At 61.5% G+C, this 15,398-nt stretch carries 13 protein-coding genes and 1 pseudogene; 3 read left to right on the top strand and 11 right to left on the bottom strand.

Annotated elements, in window-relative coordinates; genetic code table 11:
- Nucleotide 1 precedes the first annotated feature (1 nt).
- Genes TU80_RS11950 through TU80_RS11930 form a run of 5 tightly spaced genes read right to left on the bottom strand, consistent with a single transcriptional unit; the run spans nucleotide 2 to nucleotide 5,333 of the window.
- Nucleotides 2-997, bottom strand: coding sequence for an AAA family ATPase (locus tag TU80_RS11950; RefSeq protein ID WP_057004538.1), 996 nt, complete (start codon nucleotides 995-997; stop codon nucleotides 2-4).
- Nucleotides 994-2,151, bottom strand: a complete 1,158-nt coding sequence (locus TU80_RS11945) for a DUF4350 domain-containing protein (RefSeq protein ID WP_057004537.1) — start codon at nucleotides 2,149-2,151, stop codon at nucleotides 994-996. The genes TU80_RS11950 and TU80_RS11945 overlap by 4 nt, the downstream gene beginning before the upstream one ends.
- The gene (locus tag TU80_RS11940; protein WP_026139914.1) at nucleotides 2,148-3,677 is read right to left on the bottom strand and encodes a DUF4129 domain-containing protein; all 1,530 of its coding nucleotides are present in this window, start codon (nucleotides 3,675-3,677) and stop codon (nucleotides 2,148-2,150) included. The genes TU80_RS11945 and TU80_RS11940 overlap by 4 nt, the downstream gene beginning before the upstream one ends.
- Entirely contained in the window at nucleotides 3,664-4,644 is a 981-nt protein-coding gene (locus tag TU80_RS11935) for a stage II sporulation protein M (protein WP_017846071.1), read from the bottom strand. Before TU80_RS11935 ends, TU80_RS11940 begins: the two co-directional genes overlap by 14 nt.
- Nucleotides 4,641-5,333 carry an RDD family protein gene (locus TU80_RS11930; protein ID WP_057004536.1) on the bottom strand — a complete coding sequence of 231 codons (693 nt, stop codon included), beginning with the start codon at nucleotides 5,331-5,333 and terminating at the stop codon, nucleotides 4,641-4,643. The genes TU80_RS11935 and TU80_RS11930 overlap by 4 nt, the downstream gene beginning before the upstream one ends.
- 167 nt (nucleotides 5,334-5,500) lie before the next feature.
- On the opposite strand from TU80_RS11930, the gene sbcB reads away from it, so the two are divergent.
- Nucleotides 5,501-6,928 (top strand): exodeoxyribonuclease I, encoded by a 1,428-nt coding sequence (sbcB, locus tag TU80_RS11925; RefSeq protein WP_057004535.1) that lies wholly within the window; start codon nucleotides 5,501-5,503, stop codon nucleotides 6,926-6,928.
- A 91-nt stretch (nucleotides 6,929-7,019) separates the two neighbouring features.
- On the opposite strand, the gene mvaT is transcribed toward sbcB, so the two are convergent.
- On the bottom strand, nucleotides 7,020-7,394 hold the full coding sequence (gene mvaT, locus TU80_RS11920) for a histone-like nucleoid-structuring protein MvaT (protein WP_005790963.1): 375 nt from the start codon (nucleotides 7,392-7,394) through the stop codon (nucleotides 7,020-7,022).
- Nucleotides 7,395-7,741: 347 nt separating this feature from the next.
- Between mvaT and purU the strand changes: the two genes are divergently transcribed.
- Nucleotides 7,742-8,590: a formyltetrahydrofolate deformylase gene (gene purU, locus TU80_RS11915; RefSeq protein ID WP_017847102.1), complete on the top strand. Its 849-nt coding sequence runs from the start codon at nucleotides 7,742-7,744 to the stop codon at nucleotides 8,588-8,590.
- A gap of 127 nt (nucleotides 8,591-8,717) precedes the next feature.
- Here the strand turns inward: purU and gpgF are convergent, their stop codons facing one another.
- The 5 genes and pseudogenes from gpgF to TU80_RS33935 all read right to left on the bottom strand — a co-directional run.
- Nucleotides 8,718-9,818, bottom strand: a complete 1,101-nt coding sequence (gene gpgF / locus TU80_RS11910) for a glucosaminyl phosphatidylglycerol flippase (RefSeq protein WP_057004534.1) — start codon at nucleotides 9,816-9,818, stop codon at nucleotides 8,718-8,720.
- Nucleotides 9,815-10,558 carry an N-acetylglucosaminyl phosphatidylglycerol deacetylase gene (gene gpgD / locus TU80_RS11905; protein ID WP_057004533.1) on the bottom strand — a complete coding sequence of 248 codons (744 nt, stop codon included), beginning with the start codon at nucleotides 10,556-10,558 and terminating at the stop codon, nucleotides 9,815-9,817. Before gpgD ends, gpgF begins: the two co-directional genes overlap by 4 nt.
- Nucleotides 10,551-11,672, bottom strand: coding sequence for an N-acetylglucosaminyl phosphatidylglycerol synthase (gene gpgS, locus TU80_RS11900; protein ID WP_046382247.1), 1,122 nt, complete (start codon nucleotides 11,670-11,672; stop codon nucleotides 10,551-10,553). The genes gpgD and gpgS overlap by 8 nt, the downstream gene beginning before the upstream one ends.
- A 143-nt stretch (nucleotides 11,673-11,815) precedes the next feature.
- The gene (locus TU80_RS33940; protein ID WP_370737559.1) at nucleotides 11,816-12,580 is read right to left on the bottom strand and encodes a methyl-accepting chemotaxis protein; all 765 of its coding nucleotides are present in this window, start codon (nucleotides 12,578-12,580) and stop codon (nucleotides 11,816-11,818) included.
- 93 nt (nucleotides 12,581-12,673) lie between these two features.
- Nucleotides 12,674-13,705: pseudogene (locus tag TU80_RS33935) on the bottom strand (HAMP domain-containing protein); the annotation flags it as partial.
- 205 nt (nucleotides 13,706-13,910) lie between these two features.
- On the opposite strand from TU80_RS33935, the gene TU80_RS11890 reads away from it, so the two are divergent.
- A complete protein-coding gene (locus tag TU80_RS11890; RefSeq protein ID WP_057004532.1) occupies nucleotides 13,911-15,395 on the top strand; it encodes a helicase HerA-like domain-containing protein in 1,485 nt (494 codons plus the stop codon).
- Nucleotides 15,396-15,398 lie beyond the last annotated feature (3 nt).

The following is a 15,398-nucleotide window of genomic DNA, read 5'->3' as shown; positions in this document are numbered from 1 at the left end:
GTCATTGCCGAGGTGCCGAAATCTGGTCCAGCAGTTGCTGGAGGACCTGGTCCACTTCCAGTCCGTCGATATCCAGCTCGGGGGCGATGCGAACGCGATGACGCAGCACCGCCAGGGCGCAGCCCTTGATGTCGTCCGGGGTGACGAACTCGCCCCCGCGCAGCAAGGCGCGGGCACGGGCGCCGCGCACCAGGGCAATGGATGCGCGTGGGCCGGCACCGATGGTCAGCCCCGGCCAACTGCGGGTGGCCCGTGCCAGGCGCACGGCGTAGTCGAGCACTTGCTCGTCCAGCGCCAGTTCGCTGGCGATCTGTTGCAGTTGCAACACGTCCTCGGCTTGCAGCACGGTGCGCAGGGGTTGTACGTCGAGCATGTCGGCCCGGGATGAGCGCGTGACTTCGCGCACCATCTCCAGCTCTTGTTGGGAGTCGGGGTAGTCCATCCGCACCTTGAGCATGAAACGGTCCAGTTCGGCCTCGGGCAGCGGGTAGGTGCCTTCCTGCTCGATGGGGTTCTGGGTGGCCAGCACCATGAACGGTTGGCCGATGGGCAGCGCTTCGCCCTCAAGGGTCACTTGGCGCTCCTGCATGGCCTCGAGCAAGGCGGCCTGGGTCTTGGCCGGCGCGCGGTTGATCTCGTCGGCCAGCAACAGGTGGGTAAACAACGGCCCCTTGCGCAGCTTGAACTGCTCGGTGTGCAGGTCGTACACGGCGTGCCCGGTGACATCGCTGGGCATCAGGTCCGGCGTGAACTGGATGCGCGCGAAGTCGCCGCCGAAGCAACGGGCCAGGGCCCGAACCAACAAGGTCTTGCCCAGGCCGGGTACGCCTTCAAGCAGCACGTGGCCGCCGGCGATCAAGGCGGTGAGGACGTCGTCGATCACCTGGTCCTGGCCAATCACCGCCTTGCGCAGCTCAACGCGCAACGCCTGGGCTTGGCGGCTGGCGTGTTGCAGGGTTTCGGTGGTCAGGGCAGTGGCCGTTGGAAATTCGCTCATAGTGCATTCCTGAGAGTTTGCAGGCAAGCCACCTGGCGGCTGAAATCGGCGCTGGAAAGCCGTTTTGCCGCAAGTGGGCCAAGGGCCTGGCTGATCACGTGAGAGGGTTGGCGCGTCAGGTGTTCAAGCACCTGCCACTGGTCTGCGGTGTTTAGGTGTTCAAAGCCAGGGTGGCGCCGCCTTGCGGCGCGCAGGATATCGCGCTGCAAGGCGTGCAACAGGGCGCCCTGGCCGCTGCGGCGCAGCAGGAAGTCGGCGCTGGCCTGCAAGTGTTCCTGCAGTTGTCGGCGTGCTCTGGGCGCTGGCGCGTGGATCGGGCCTTGGCGCATGCCGGCCTGCCAGAGCGCCAGGGCGATCAGCGCGGCGAGCGCCACCAGCGCCTGGGGGAAATAGCGCATCAACAAGGTGAACAGGTCGTCCACGTCGCTGTTGAACAGCAGGCTCACGTCGGTGCCCTGGTTGAGGTACCACAGCAGCCAGGCGTTATCGTGTTGGCCGATTCCCGGGGTTTTCCATAAGTCGCTGTCGGTGACGACTGTCACACGGCCTTGGCCGAGATTGAGTTGCATCAGGTGGCTGGACCTGGCGCTGTTGGCGGAGAACTGGGCCAGGTGCTTGGGGTCGGTGAGATTGAAGTCGGTATCGAAGCTGAAATACGCCGGGGCGGTTTCATTGTCGACATAGAGTTTGGTCAGGTCCGGTTTTTTCTGTTTGCGTGCCGGAGCGGGTTGCTCGGATTCGTCGCTCAAGGTCTGCTGGATATGCAGGCGGTCGAGCAGCAGGTCGCCGCTTTTAGCGGTTTCTTCATCCCACAGCGCTTCGGCCACCACCAGCAGGTGGCCACCGGACTTTGCCCAGTCCAGCAGTTGATCCACCTGGCGCGGGGTCATGTTGTCGCGTTCGCCCAGCAGCAACAGGCTGCGGCCTCTGGGGGGCAGATCGGAGAGCCGTTCAAGGCCGCTGGCACGCTCCACCGCCAGGCCTTGCTGGCGCAGAAAGTGTTCGGCCGCCAGGTAGGGATTGCCCAATGCTTCGGGTGAAGGGCCGCGATCCACCACTTCGTCATAAGGCATTGCCTTGTGCCACACATACAGGCCGCCCGCCCCCAGCAGGCAAGCAAGCAGCAACCCCACCCACAGCAATGGCCGCTTCATCGGGCGACTCCCGAGCTGAACAGGGTGCGCCAATCGTTGCACAACTGCTGCTGTACCACCGCGGGCGGAAGGCGGTGCCCGTAGGCGAGGTTTTGCCAGTGCCGGGTCAATTCGTCGCTGAATGCCAGCAATTGTGGTTGTTGCAAGCGTTGAACGCGTTCCAGGACCTGGCCTTCGGTGTCGGCGGTTTTCAGTGGCAGGTTGAAGTCGTGCAGTAACCGGCTGAGCAGCCCGCGATACAACAGGCCCAGTGCTTCCCTGGGGTGGTTGGGCCATAGTCGCTCGGCGGCGCTGGCAATGTCATCGGGCAGGGTTTCGGCGCCCAGCTCCAGGCCGAACAGTTGGGTGGGTGTCGGTTTGGCGAGCTTGGGTTGGCGTGGCCCGCGCCGGCTGACAAAGGTGCGCAGCCACTCGCGATAACGCCAGGCGAGCAACGCCACGCCGCCCGCCAACAGACTCCACAGCAGCACCTCCAGGCCTTGGGCGAGGTGCTTGAAGGCGTCGCTGTTGAAGTTGTCCAGCAGTGCTTGCAGCCAGGCCGGTAGTTTGCCGTCACCGCGTGCCTGGGGCTTGGTGTTGGGTTTTTCGTCAGCAAAGCGATAGCGCGTGACGGTTTCCGGATTTTTGAACGGAGGCTTGTCCAGCAGCGCCTTGATCGATTGGCTGGCGGATTGGGGGGTGACTTGCCGGGTGGGGGGCGAGTCATCGGCCATCGCGGGTCGGCCCAGCGGCAGCAGCATCAGCCCGATCACCAGCAGTAGCAACGGGGCCGCGCTGCTCAGGCGCTGGCGCAGGCGGCGAAAAACCAGCTCAAGGTCCCACGCTTCCAGCACGGTGCGACGGTTGAGGTAGAGGCTGAAGCCACAGGCGACGTAGATCGGTTCCCAGAACACCAGGACCAGCGCGTAGAAGGCGTTGCTCAGGTGTTCCAGCCACAACCCCTCCGGGCCGGTTGCCAGGGCCAGCCGTTGCCAGTCCCAATCCAGTTCAACCTGCTGGGGGATGAACAGATAGAACAGCGCCATGCAGCCGAACCACAGGCCGATTTCCAGGTGTACACCGAGCGTGGTCAACCAGCGCGCCGCGCCGGCGTTGTGTTGTTGCAGCACGCCCAGGCGTTTTTGGCGTGCCTGACCATCCAGGCCCTCGAGTTGGCTGACCGGCATCAAAAAGCTGCGGCTCAGGCTCAGTCGCCGCCAGGTCAGGCTGGCCAGGAGTTGGCCCTTGAGCAGGCGCGGCCAGTGACGCACGGCCTGTTTCAGGCTGGGCGTCTCGCCAAACAGGGCCTTGGACAGGATATACAGGGGCAGCCGGTCGAAGGCCGGCTTCAACCACCAGAACACAAACAAGGCCGTGGACGGGTATTGCCACAACAGAACGCTAAGCGCGATGAATATCGGCAGGCTCACCAGCGCCCAACTGGCCATCAGCAGCAGTCGGTGTTCCTGGGCCATTAACACGCCCAGGTCCATGGCTTCCCATGATGTTCGCGGGCGAATCACTACGCTGGCATCACTCAGGCGCATGGCGAGTCCGTCCGGCAAGGGTCAGGTAGGCGGCCACCAGTAGCCAGAGCCCCGCGCCCACCAGGTATTTGACCCAAGGCGCGATCGCGGTGGTGGAAGACCAGTAGGCTTCGATAAATGCTGCGATCAGCAGGAACAGCATGACGCCGCAGAGCATCTGCACGCTTTTACGTGCCGCCAGCCGCAGGGATTCACCGCGTGTCAGGTGCCCCGGAGCGATCAACGCCCAGCCCAACTGCAAGCCTGCCGCGCCAGCCAGGGCAATTGCGCTGAGTTCGAAGGCACCGTGGCCGATGACAAACGACCAGAAGGTCTGGCCGTAGCCGATTTCAGTGAGGTGCCCGGAGATCGCACCGATGATCAGGCCGTTGAATATCAGAAAGAACACGCTGCCCAGGCCGAACAGCAAGCCCGCGGCAAAGGTCTGGAAGGCGATGCCGATGTTGTGCATCACGTAGTAGCCGAACATCATCCAGTCTTCACTGGATGCACGTTCGGCGACGCGGCCCAGGCGACTGGCGTCCGGGTCGTACATGCTATGCATCTCGGCCACCTGCTGGGGGCTGACGACGCTGTAGATCAGTTCGGGAAACAGGTACACCAGCAGCGCAATACCCACCAGGCTGCCGAAGAACAGCAGGCTGGCGATCAACACGAAGCGCCACTGTTCACGCACCAGCCGGGGGAAACCGGCCAGCAGGAAAGCCAATACGTTCGCACCCAATTGGCTGCGGTGGCGATACAGCTGTTGGTGGCCGCGCAGGGCCAGTTGTTGCAGCGGGTCCACCAGGTAACTGCTGTAGCCGCGCTCCTGGGCCATGGCCAGGTGCTGGCACAGGCGTCGATACTGATGAGGGAAATCAGCCAGCTCAGCGGCCTTGGCCTTGCCTTGTTCCAACTGCGTCAGTTGTTCGGCGAACGCTTGCCATTGGGGCTGATGACGGCTTTCGAACAGGCTCTGTTTCATGTCGGCCCCAGCAAGCCACGGGCCACGCCGTTGAGCTGCTCGACAGCGCGAGCCGGGGACACCTGCAGGGGCGTGGCGAGGATCGAGGCCAGTTCCTGTACTCGCTCGGCGGACAGTTCGCCCTGGCGCTCGGCGAAATTGAGGATGGCGCGCTGTTCGCTCAGGTCCAGGGCAAATGGCAGGCGCAGGGCAGGGGCCTGCGGCACCTTGGGGCGTGCCAATGGCAGTTCGCGGTAGACCACCAGCGTGCCGGCCGCCAGATCACCGAGCCGTTTGAAGTTAGGGTGCTGCAGGCAACTGATGGCGCCGAGGAAGTAGCCGAACGGCAGCATATCGACAAAGCGCAGCAGGTTGCGGATGAGTGAGGCCGACCAGCCGATGGGCGTGCCGTCATCCTGTACCACGCGCATCCCCATGACCTGCTTGCCCGGCGAGCAGCCCTGGTTGAGTACTTCAAACAGCACCATGTACCACCAACTGACCAGGAACAGCAGCAATGAGCCCAGCCCTATGCCGATGTTGCCGAGCAGGGCCAACGGAACCAGCAGGATGCCCATGAGCAACCCGCGCACGCCCAGGTCGAAGGCGAAGGCCCGTGCACGTGGCAGCAGGCCAGCCGGGCGCAAGGGCAGGTCGATGCCCTCCGGGGTCTCGATCTGGTAACGGGTATCCAATGGAGCTGATGGCATCGCGATCCTTGGCAGCGCAGAGCGGTTGGAAGACACGGATGCTAGCAGTGTCGGCGATGGAAGCAACCACTCAAGGTTTTGCTGGATGTTTATACAGTTGATCTGGCGCTGGCCTCAGGCACCTTCCAGCGCCTAGACTTTGTCGATCTTCAGCACAGGAATAGCCCGTGACCACTCTTTTCTGGTACGACTATGAAACCACCGGCATCAACCCGCGCAGCGATCGTCCCCTCCAGGTCGCCGGTATTCGCACCGATGTCGACCTCAACGAGGTTGGCCCGCCGGTCAACCTGTATTGCCAACCCAGCGACGATATCCTGCCCCATCCGGCAGCCTGTGCGATCACCGGCATCACCCCGCGCATGCTGGCGGAAAAGGGCTTGGCCGAAGCCGATTTCATGACGCGGGTGCATGCCGAACTGGCGGCCCCCGGTACCTGTGGGGTGGGTTACAACACCCTGCGGTTTGACGATGAAATGACCCGTTACAGCCTCTATCGCAATTTCTTCGACCCTTACGCGCGTGAATGGCAGGGCGGTAACAGCCGCTGGGACTTGATCGATGTGATGCGTACCGCCTACGCGCTGCGCCCGGAGGGAATCGTCTGGCCCGAGCAGGATGGGCGTGTCACCCTCAAGCTGGAGCGTTTGACCGAGGCCAACGGGATCGCCCATGGCCAGGCTCACGATGCGTTGTCCGACGTGCGCGCGACCATTGCCCTGGCCCGATTGGTCCGTGAAAAACAGCCCAGGTTGTACGACTGGCTATTCCAATTGCGCAGCAAGCAACGGGTGATGGACCAGGTGCGGCTGCTGCAACCGATGGTGCATATCTCCGGGCGTTTTTCGGCCGAGCGCCATTTCCTCGGCGTTGTACTGCCGCTGGCCTGGCACCCGCGCAATCGCAACGCGTTGATCGTCTGTGACCTGGGCCTTGATCCGCAAGGGCTGCTGGACCTCGACGCCAATACCTTGCGTCAGCGCCTCTACGCCCGTCGTGATGATCTGGCCGCGGGCGAGTTACCGGTACCGCTCAAGTTGTTGCATATCAACCGCTGCCCGGTGGTGGCGCCATTGAATGTGCTGCGGGCGCAAGACCGTGAGCGACTGCAATTGGATATGGACGCTTATCAGGCGCGGGCGCTGCGGCTAACTGACGCACAGGAAGTTTGGCGCGACAAGTTGGCGGAGATTTATGCCGAGGAAGATTTTGCACCGAGTTCGGACCCGGAGCAGCAGCTCTATGATGGTTTTATCGGCGACCGCGATCGTCGTTTGTGCGAACAAGTCCGCGCGGCAGAGCCGGCGCAATTGGCGCGGCAGCAGTGGCCCTTTGATGATCAGCGTTTGCCGGAATTATTATTTCGCTACCGTGCGCGCAACTTTCCTGCAACCTTGAACAGCGAGGAGCAACAACGCTGGAAACTTTTCTGTCAGCAACGCTTGTCAGATGGCGAATGGGGTGCACCCAATACCTTGGAGGCATTTAAACGTGCTCGTATTGAATTGGCTGTTAGTGCCACGCCGTTTCAGCGTCAGGTGCTGGATCAATGGCAGGAGTATGCTGACTCTTTAGCCGTTCGGTTCAATCTGTAATCAGGCAATTGCAGATTATTCAGACAATAAAAAAACGCCAGCAAGCTGGCGTTTTTCGTCTGTCGCGTATCAGGCAAGAGCCTGGCGAGGCTTAGCCCAGCAGGGTAGCCCAGCCTTCAACCACATCACCGCCCCACTTGGCTTTCCACTCTTTCAGCGTCTTGTGGTTGCCACCTTTGGTTTCAATCACTTCGCCGTTGTGCGGGTTTTTGTATTGCTTGACCTTGCGGGCACGCTTGGTGCCGGTAGTTTTCACTGCGCCGCGCGGTGCTTTAACTTTAGACTCTGGATCCAGCAGCGCGATGATGTCACGCAGGGATTTGGAGTATTCACCCATCAGGGTACGCAGTTTGCCTTCGAATTCCAGCTCGGTTTGCAGTTTGTCGTCTTGGGACAGATTCTTCAAACGGGCTTGCAGCTCTTTGATAGCTTCTTCGGTGGCACGGTATTCGTTGATCAGGGACATGTGGACTACCTTATGTAGAGCGCTGATTGACAGGGATAGTGGCCCAATAATAGTCAGGCTATTTCCCCAAGTAAACATTTAAGGGAACATTTATGTGAATTACTTTGAATGTTTGTGGCAAATCTATGCAAACGAGTTAATTAGTAGCGGGTATGGGCAAAGACTACCTGCTTAATTTCCGCTAACTGCCTGAGCGTGCCGATGCACATGCATATAGCGGTGGTAAAACCCTACGTTATTAAGGGGTGTGGTCAAGGCGAGGGCAGAATAAGCGTCAACGGATACTGCAGTTTTTCTGCGTAATCGCTAGAATGACCGCCTTTGCGAAGTTCTGGAGTTTCCCCCTAATGCACACTTTTCGGCTGGTGATCGCTTGCCCGGACCGGGTTGGCATCGTTGCCAAAGTCAGTAACTTTCTGGCCTCCCACAACGGCTGGATCACCGAGGCGAGCCATCACTCGGACAATCTCAGCGGTTGGTTCTTCATGCGCCACGAAATCCGTGCCGATACGCTGCCCTTTGGCCTTGAGGCGTTTCGCGAGGCGTTTGCGCCGATCGCCGAAGAGTTTTCGATGATCTGGCACATCAGCGATACCGAGCAGAAAAAACGTGTGGTGTTGATGGCCAGCCGTGAATCGCACTGCCTGGCGGACTTGCTGCACCGCTGGCACAGCGACGAGCTGGACTGTGAGATCGCCTGCGTGATCTCCAACCACGACGACCTGCGTAGCATGGTCGAGTGGCATGGCATCCCGTACTACCATGTGCCGGTCAACCCGCAGGACAAGGAACCGGCGTTCGCCGAGGTGTCCCGCCTGGTCAAGCAGCATGAAACCGACGTCGTGGTGCTGGCGCGCTACATGCAGATCCTGCCGCCGGAACTGTGCCGCGAATACGCCGGCAAGGTGATCAACATTCACCACAGCTTCCTGCCGTCGTTTGTCGGTGCCAAACCGTACCACCAGGCTTCCCTGCGTGGCGTGAAGTTGATTGGCGCAACGTGCCATTACGTCACCGAAGAACTGGACGCCGGCCCGATCATCGAGCAGGACGTGGTGCGTGTCAGCCACAGCGACAGTATTGATGACATGGTGCGCTTCGGCCGTGACGTCGAGAAAATGGTCCTGGCCCGTGGTCTGCGCTATCACTTGGAAGACCGCGTGCTGGTACACGGCAACAAAACAGTCGTGTTCTGATCAACGCGTTTTGATTGAAGAATGAAGGGCCTGGGCGTTAAATCGTCCCAGGCCTTTTTTCATTGATCTGCCCAGCAGGACAAGCCCATGACCGATCCACTCGATAAAGCTACGTCCAGGGCGCCAGCTACGTTGGGCGAGGGGTGTCTGAGTCGCTATGACCCGGATGAGCTGGAGGCCGAGGATGGTACTGACTTTCCTGGGGCAGCCCAATTGTGGGACGAGTTGCAGAAACGGCCGGCGTCCCCTGAAACAGACGCTTGAGCAGCGGCCTGCCGAGCATCAGCAGAAACACCGGCCCACCGGCCAGCAGATAGAAATAGTAGGTCACCGCCCGCCAGATCAGAATCGCCGCCGCTGCGCTGGATTTGCCCAGCCAGGGCGCCAGCAAGGCCGCTGACGTCAACTCCGCCGCACCGGCCCCGCCGGGCATAAGGCTGAACTGGCCCGCCGTCAGCGACAGCATCTGGATCAGGAAACTCCAGGCCCACTGCACATCGCCTCCCAACCCTTGCACCGCAAGGTAAAGCACGCTGTAGCGCAGTATCCAATGCAGGCTGGTCAAGGCAAACACGGCGGACAGGGTGCGCCACGGCAATTTCAGCGTTTGGGTAAATGCCGCCAGGAAGCGCAATACTTTGCGCGCCCAGCGCCGGCGAGTCGCGGCGCTTACCTTGCATCGCTGGAGCAAGGTGCCGCTCAGCCGTATCAGGCGGCGATGAAAGCGCACCAGCAGCACAGCGCTGAACACTGCGCCCACCATCGATGCCGCACTGAGCCCCAACAGCCACTCCAGGCGTGGGCTGAGGCTGTGGAACACTGCGTACAACGCGATCCCCACCAGTGCGCAGAAAAAAAACAGCAGGTCGCTCAACTGATCCATGGCGAACACCGCGCTGCCATGGGCCGGACGTATGCCGTTGCGCGCCAGCAGGACCATCAGTGTCAGTGGCCCGCCGCTGCCTCCGGGCGTGGCGCACATGGCGAATTCGGTCGATATCACCACGCCCAGGCTGTTGAGTCGCCCCAGTTGGCCGCGTTGCTCGCCCAGTAATAAGCGGATACGCACGCTGTTGATCAGCCAGCACAGGATAATCATGCCGAACATCAGCGACAGTTGGGGCAGCGGGAATTGCTTCAGGCGCGTAACGGTTTCGCCACCTCCCAGCCACACGGGGATCGCCAGCGCCAGTAGCAGGCCCAGCAGCAGCCAGATCACCCGGCTCATGGCTGGGTGGCCAGCCAAGCGGCCTTGGTCAGTGGTGTGCGTCCGGCGTTGAGCAGGCGTTGTAGGGTTTCAAGCCAGTAGCGGCGGGAAAATTCGTGGCGCATGTCCACCGGGTGCAGTCCCAGGCGAATCACCGGGGCCGCCTGCCAGCGCTGTTCCCGTCGGTCGCTGAGACACTTGGACAGACCTCGGCGCCAGGCGCTGCGCGCACTCCACACCAGCCCCGGGGCGTTGACCGGCGTGAAGTCGGGTAGCCGGTACAGATGCTGCGGGTCGCTGGTGTAGGTCAGCGGCAATTGGCGCAGTGCCTGGCGGGTGCCGCGGCTCATCAGCCAGGCGGGAGCGACAAAGCCTTGCAGCGGCCAGTCGTAGCGACGGAATACCTCGATGCCATCGCTGATACGCTGCAGCGCCTGATCCTGGCGCAGTTGGTAGAACTCACCCTCATGGGTATACAGGCGCCGCATGAACCAGGCTTTGGGGGTGCGCGGAGCCGGTTGATCGTCGCAATGATAGTAGCCGTGCAAGGTCAGCTCATCGCCCTTGGCCACGCGGCTGTCCAGCAGACGGCGAAAGTCGCCATGGGCGGTCAGGGCGTCATGATGATGAAACTCCGGCACCACCAGCCAGGTGATGGGCACGCCGCCCAACGCGTCGACGACTGCGACGAATGGGCGGTAGTCGGCCCAGGTCTGCGGCGCTACATCGTGCAGCACCAGCAGCACCGAACGCTCATCCATGGGCAAGCATCGGCTTGTGGCTGCCCAGCACCGCATAATAGTGCGTCAACAGGCTGTCGACGACCGTCTCCCAGGCGTAATGCTGTTCGACATGACGCCGTGCCTGCGCGCCCAGGCGACGGCTGTCGGCACCGAACAGCTCGCGCACCGCATCGGCCATGGCCCGTGGATTATTGGGCGTACACAGTAGGCCGCAGCGCTCGTCAATGATCTCGGTAAATGCGCCGGCCGCCACGGCGACCACCGGTATGCCGCAGGCCATGGCCTCCAGTATTACCAGGCCGAAGGTTTCCTGATCGCCGCCATGCAGCAGCGCGTCGGCGCTGGCCATCAGCCGGGCGACATGCTGGGCGGGGCGGAACCCATCGATCACGGTGACGTTGTCCGGCACGCTGGCCGGCATGCCGGAGCCCACCAACAGCAAGTGGTAGTTGTCCCCCAGGCGTTTCATGCAGTTGAGCAGCAGCGGCAGGTTTTTTTCCTTGGAACCGCGCCCGGCGAAGATCAGCAGCCGGGTATCCGCGGCGATCCCCAGTTCGGCGCGCAAGCCCGGGTCGCGGACGTCCGGGCAGAACGTCTGCAGGTCGACCCCCAGCGGCTGCACGAAGACATTATTCACCCCAAGCCCGATGAGCTTGTCAGCCATCACTTGGCTGGGCGCCAGTACCCGGTCGAAATTCCCATAGAGTTTGCTGACGTAGGCTTCAGCGTTCGGGGTAAACCACGACCCCATGCGGTTACTCACCAGCAGCGGCAGATCCGAGTGATAAAAACCAATGACGGGCACATCTAGTTGGCGTCGTGCATCCAGCGCCGCCCAGGCGGTCAGGTAGGGGTCGCCGACTTCGATCAGATCGGGCTGTAAATCGTGCAGGACATTTCGCCAAGGCGCGAGCCGAAGGGGGAAGCGGTAGCCCTTGCCGAAGGGGAGGGCGGGGGCCGGCACCTTGAATATCCCATCCCGTTCGCTCAAGTGCGCGCCGGGGACCAACAGGCTGTGGCGAATGCCGGGCTTGAGCGTCAGACGCCGGTGCTTGGCGTCGAGATAAGTGCGTACGCCACCGCTGGCGGGGGCGTAGAACATGGTGATGTCCGCGATATGCACGATGAACATTCCTCCGATCCGTAGCTCTCCTTACGTGGACCTGAGGTAATGATAGATGTTCGATCGGAATTGGGGGCGCGCGCGCTCAAGTTGATAAAGGTCAATGTGGGCGCAAGGCGGACCTGTGCTCCCACAAGGTTCTGTGGTGTCGGTCAGATACGGAAACTGCCCACCAGATGCTTCAGCCGTGCCGCCTGCTGTTCCAGGTCGGCGCAGGCGCGCAGGGTCGATTGCAGGTTTTCCACGCCTTCCTGATTGAGTGTGTTGATCTCGGTGATGTCCATGTTGATCGACTCGACCACCGAGGTCTGCTCCTCGGTGGCGGTGGCGACTGACTGGTTCATCCCATCGATCTCGCCGATGCGCTGGGTCACGCTGTTCAGGCGTTCGCCGGCCAGGTTGGCGATTTCCACGCTGTCGAGGCTGTGGCGCTGGCTTTCGCTCATGGTACTGACCGAATCCCGGGCGCCGACTTGCAGCTCCTCGATCATCGTTTGCACCTGTTGTGCCGATTCCTGGGTGCGGTGCGCCAGGTTACGCACTTCGTCGGCCACCACCGCAAACCCACGTCCGGCTTCCCCGGCGCGCGCCGCCTCGATGGCGGCGTTGAGCGCCAGCAGGTTGGTTTGCTGAGAGATGCTGGTGATCACTTCGAGGATTTGCCCGATATTCACCGTTTTGCTGTTAAGTGCTTCGATGTTGCTGCTGGAAGCGCTGATCATCGCGGACAACTGGGTCATTGCCTTGATATTGCGTTCAACCACCTGCTGACCGTCTTCGGCCAAGTGCCGCGCATCGCTGGCCTGGTTCGAGGCTTGTGCGGCGTTACGCGCGATTTCCTGGGCGGCGGCCCCCAATTGGTTGATGGCCGCGGCGACGCTGTTGGTGCGGTTGGCCTGCTCGTCGGAGTTGATCATCGACGAGTTGGACGCGCTGACCACCCGCAGGGCGACTTCATTGACCTGCCCGGTGGCCGAGGACACTTCGCGGATCGACGTATGAATCCGCTCCACGAAGCGGTTGAACGCATTACCCAGGATGCCGAATTCGTCGTGATTCTGGATGCTCAGGCGACGGGTCAGGTCGCCCTCGCCATCGGCGATGTCCTGCATGGCGCGAGTCATCACGTGCAGCGGTTGCATCAGCACTCGGATCAGCATGCCGAGCAAGGCGATGATGATTACCACGGCAATGATCGTGGCGATGATCGCCGAGGTGCGGAATTCGCTGAGCATGGCGAAGGAGGTGGCTTTATCCACGGAAATACCGAGGTACCAGTTCACCGACGGCAGGCCCTTGATCGGTGTAAAGGTCACGATGTTGTCCTTGCCGTTGGCCTCGACTTCACTGAAGTCGCTGCTGATCTTCGGCGTGTGTTTCGGGTAGACGTCGGCCAGGGTTTTCATCACCAGGTTTTTGTCCGGGTGGACCAGCACCTTGCCGTCGGCGCTAACCAGGAACGCATAGCCCATGCCGCCGAAGTTCAGCGCGCCGATGTTGTCCACCAGGGTTTGCAGGCTCAGGTCGCCGCCGACCACGCCGATGCTCTGGCTGCCCTGGGCGCTGGGGGTCGCGATGGAAATGATCAATTGCCCCGTCGCGGCATCGATATAGGGTTCGGTCAGGGTCGAACCATTGCTGCTCTGGGCGCCTTTGTACCAAGGACGAACGCGTGGGTCGAAACCGTCCGGCATCTTGGTGTCGGGGCGGATAGTGAACGCGCCCTGGCTGTCGCCCACGTAGGTTGCCATGAACGAGGAGGTCAGGGCTTTCTGTTCCAGCAGGCTGGCGACCACCTTGGGGTCGGGATTGATCGCAATATTTTGTGCCGCGTTTTCCACCAGGACAATGCGCCCGGTGAGCCAGGTTTGAATGTTGCTGGCAGTGACATCACCCATTTCATGCAGGTAATTGTTGAGATCTTCGCGAATTGCGTTGCGTTGCAGGTAGTCGTTATAAAGCGTAAACAGCGCGAAGGCGGCGATGACGATAAGGGAGGCAGCAAGCAGGATTTTGTGGCTGAAGCGCAGGTTTTTATTCATGGCCTGAAGGGTCCGCTAAGGTCTTAATATCCAAAACGCGTCCTTATGGGATGCGCAGAATGGTAGCGTCAAAAAAGGTGTGATATTTCTGGCGATAGCCCTGTGAGGTCCCTGTAGGAGCTGTCTGACCTGTTTTTAGACTTTGTGGGTCTTACATTGATGTGTATCGACCTTGCGGCACGAAAGATTAACCATAGGTGACGAAATGCCTGACTCCACGCAACTCCTTATCGGCGCCGGCCTTGATGGCCAGCCCATCGCCCAGGCCATGCGCCTGGCCAATCGTCACGGGTTGGTTGCCGGTGCCACGGGCACTGGCAAGACCGTCACCCTGCAACGCCTGGCAGAAGCGTTCAGCGATGCGGGCGTGGCGGTATTCGCCGCGGATATCAAGGGCGACCTTTGTGGTCTCGGCGCTGCGGCCAACCCCCAGGGCAAGGTGGCCGAGCGCATCGCCGGCATGCCTTTCCTGAATTACACGGCCAAGGCGTATCCGGTCACGCTGTGGGATATTCACGGTCAGTCCGGTCATCCATTGCGTACCACCATCAGTGAAATGGGACCGTTGCTGCTCGGCAGCCTGCTGGAGCTCACCGACAGCCAGCAGTCAGCGTTATATGCCGCCTTCAAGGTGGCGGACCGCGAAGGCCTGTTACTGCTGGATTTGAAGGACCTCAAGGCGCTGCTCAATCACTTGCGCTACCACCCGGAACTGCTGGGTGAAGATGCGGCGCTGATGACCACCGGCTCCAGCCAGGCGCTGTTGCGGCGCCTGGCGGTGCTGGAGCAGCAGGGCGCGGAAGCGTTGTTCGGCGAGCCGGCGCTGCAGCTCGAGGATATTTTGCAACCCGCCAGCGATGGTCGCGGGCGTATCCACCTGCTCGACGCCAGCCGCCTGGTCCACGAAGCCCCCAAGGTGTACGCAACCTTCCTTTTATGGCTGCTGGCTGAACTGTTCGAGCAGTTGCCCGAACGCGGCGATGCCGATAAGCCGCTGCTGGCGCTGTTTTTCGACGAAGCGCACTTATTGTTTGCCGATACGCCCAAGGCCTTGCAGGACCGCCTCGAACAGGTGGTGCGGTTGATTCGCTCGAAAGGCGTGGGTGTGTATTTCGTCACGCAATCGCCCGGGGACTTGCCTGACAGCGTGTTGGCGCAACTTGGCTTGCGTATCCAGCATGGCCTGCGCGCATTCACCACCAAAGAGCAGAAATCACTGCGCGCGGTGGCGGACGGTTTTCGGCCCAATCCGACATTTGATGCGTTGTCGGTCCTGACAGAGCTGGGCACCGGTGAAGCACTGGTGGGCACTTTGCAGGAAAAGGGCACGCCGGAAGTCGTCCAGCGCGTGCTGGTCGCGCCACCGCAATCGCGGATCGGCCCGCTCAGCGACGCCGAACGCGCCGCCCTGATTGCCAGTTCGCCGTTGCAGGGCCGCTATGACAAGCCGATTGACCGCGAATCGGCCTATGAAGTGCTGATGGCGCGCAAGGCGTTGGGCCCGGCCGAAGCCGAAGAAGCCAAGCCGGTGAGCGAAGAACCGAGCTTTACCGACAGGGCCGGGGCATTCCTCGGGACTGCGGCCGGCAAGGCGCTCAAGTCAGCCATGCAACAGGCCGCCAATCAGGTGGGGCGCCAATTGGTGCGGGGCTTGCTGGGGTCGTTGCTGGGCGGCAGCAAGCGTAGATAGCCG

The sequence above is a fragment of the Pseudomonas veronii genome (assembly GCF_001439695.1).
In the GTDB taxonomy this organism is placed as follows: domain Bacteria; phylum Pseudomonadota; class Gammaproteobacteria; order Pseudomonadales; family Pseudomonadaceae; genus Aquipseudomonas; species Aquipseudomonas veronii.
The sequence above is the reverse complement of the archived record's forward strand: the minus strand, read 5'-3'. Positions and strand labels throughout refer to the sequence as shown.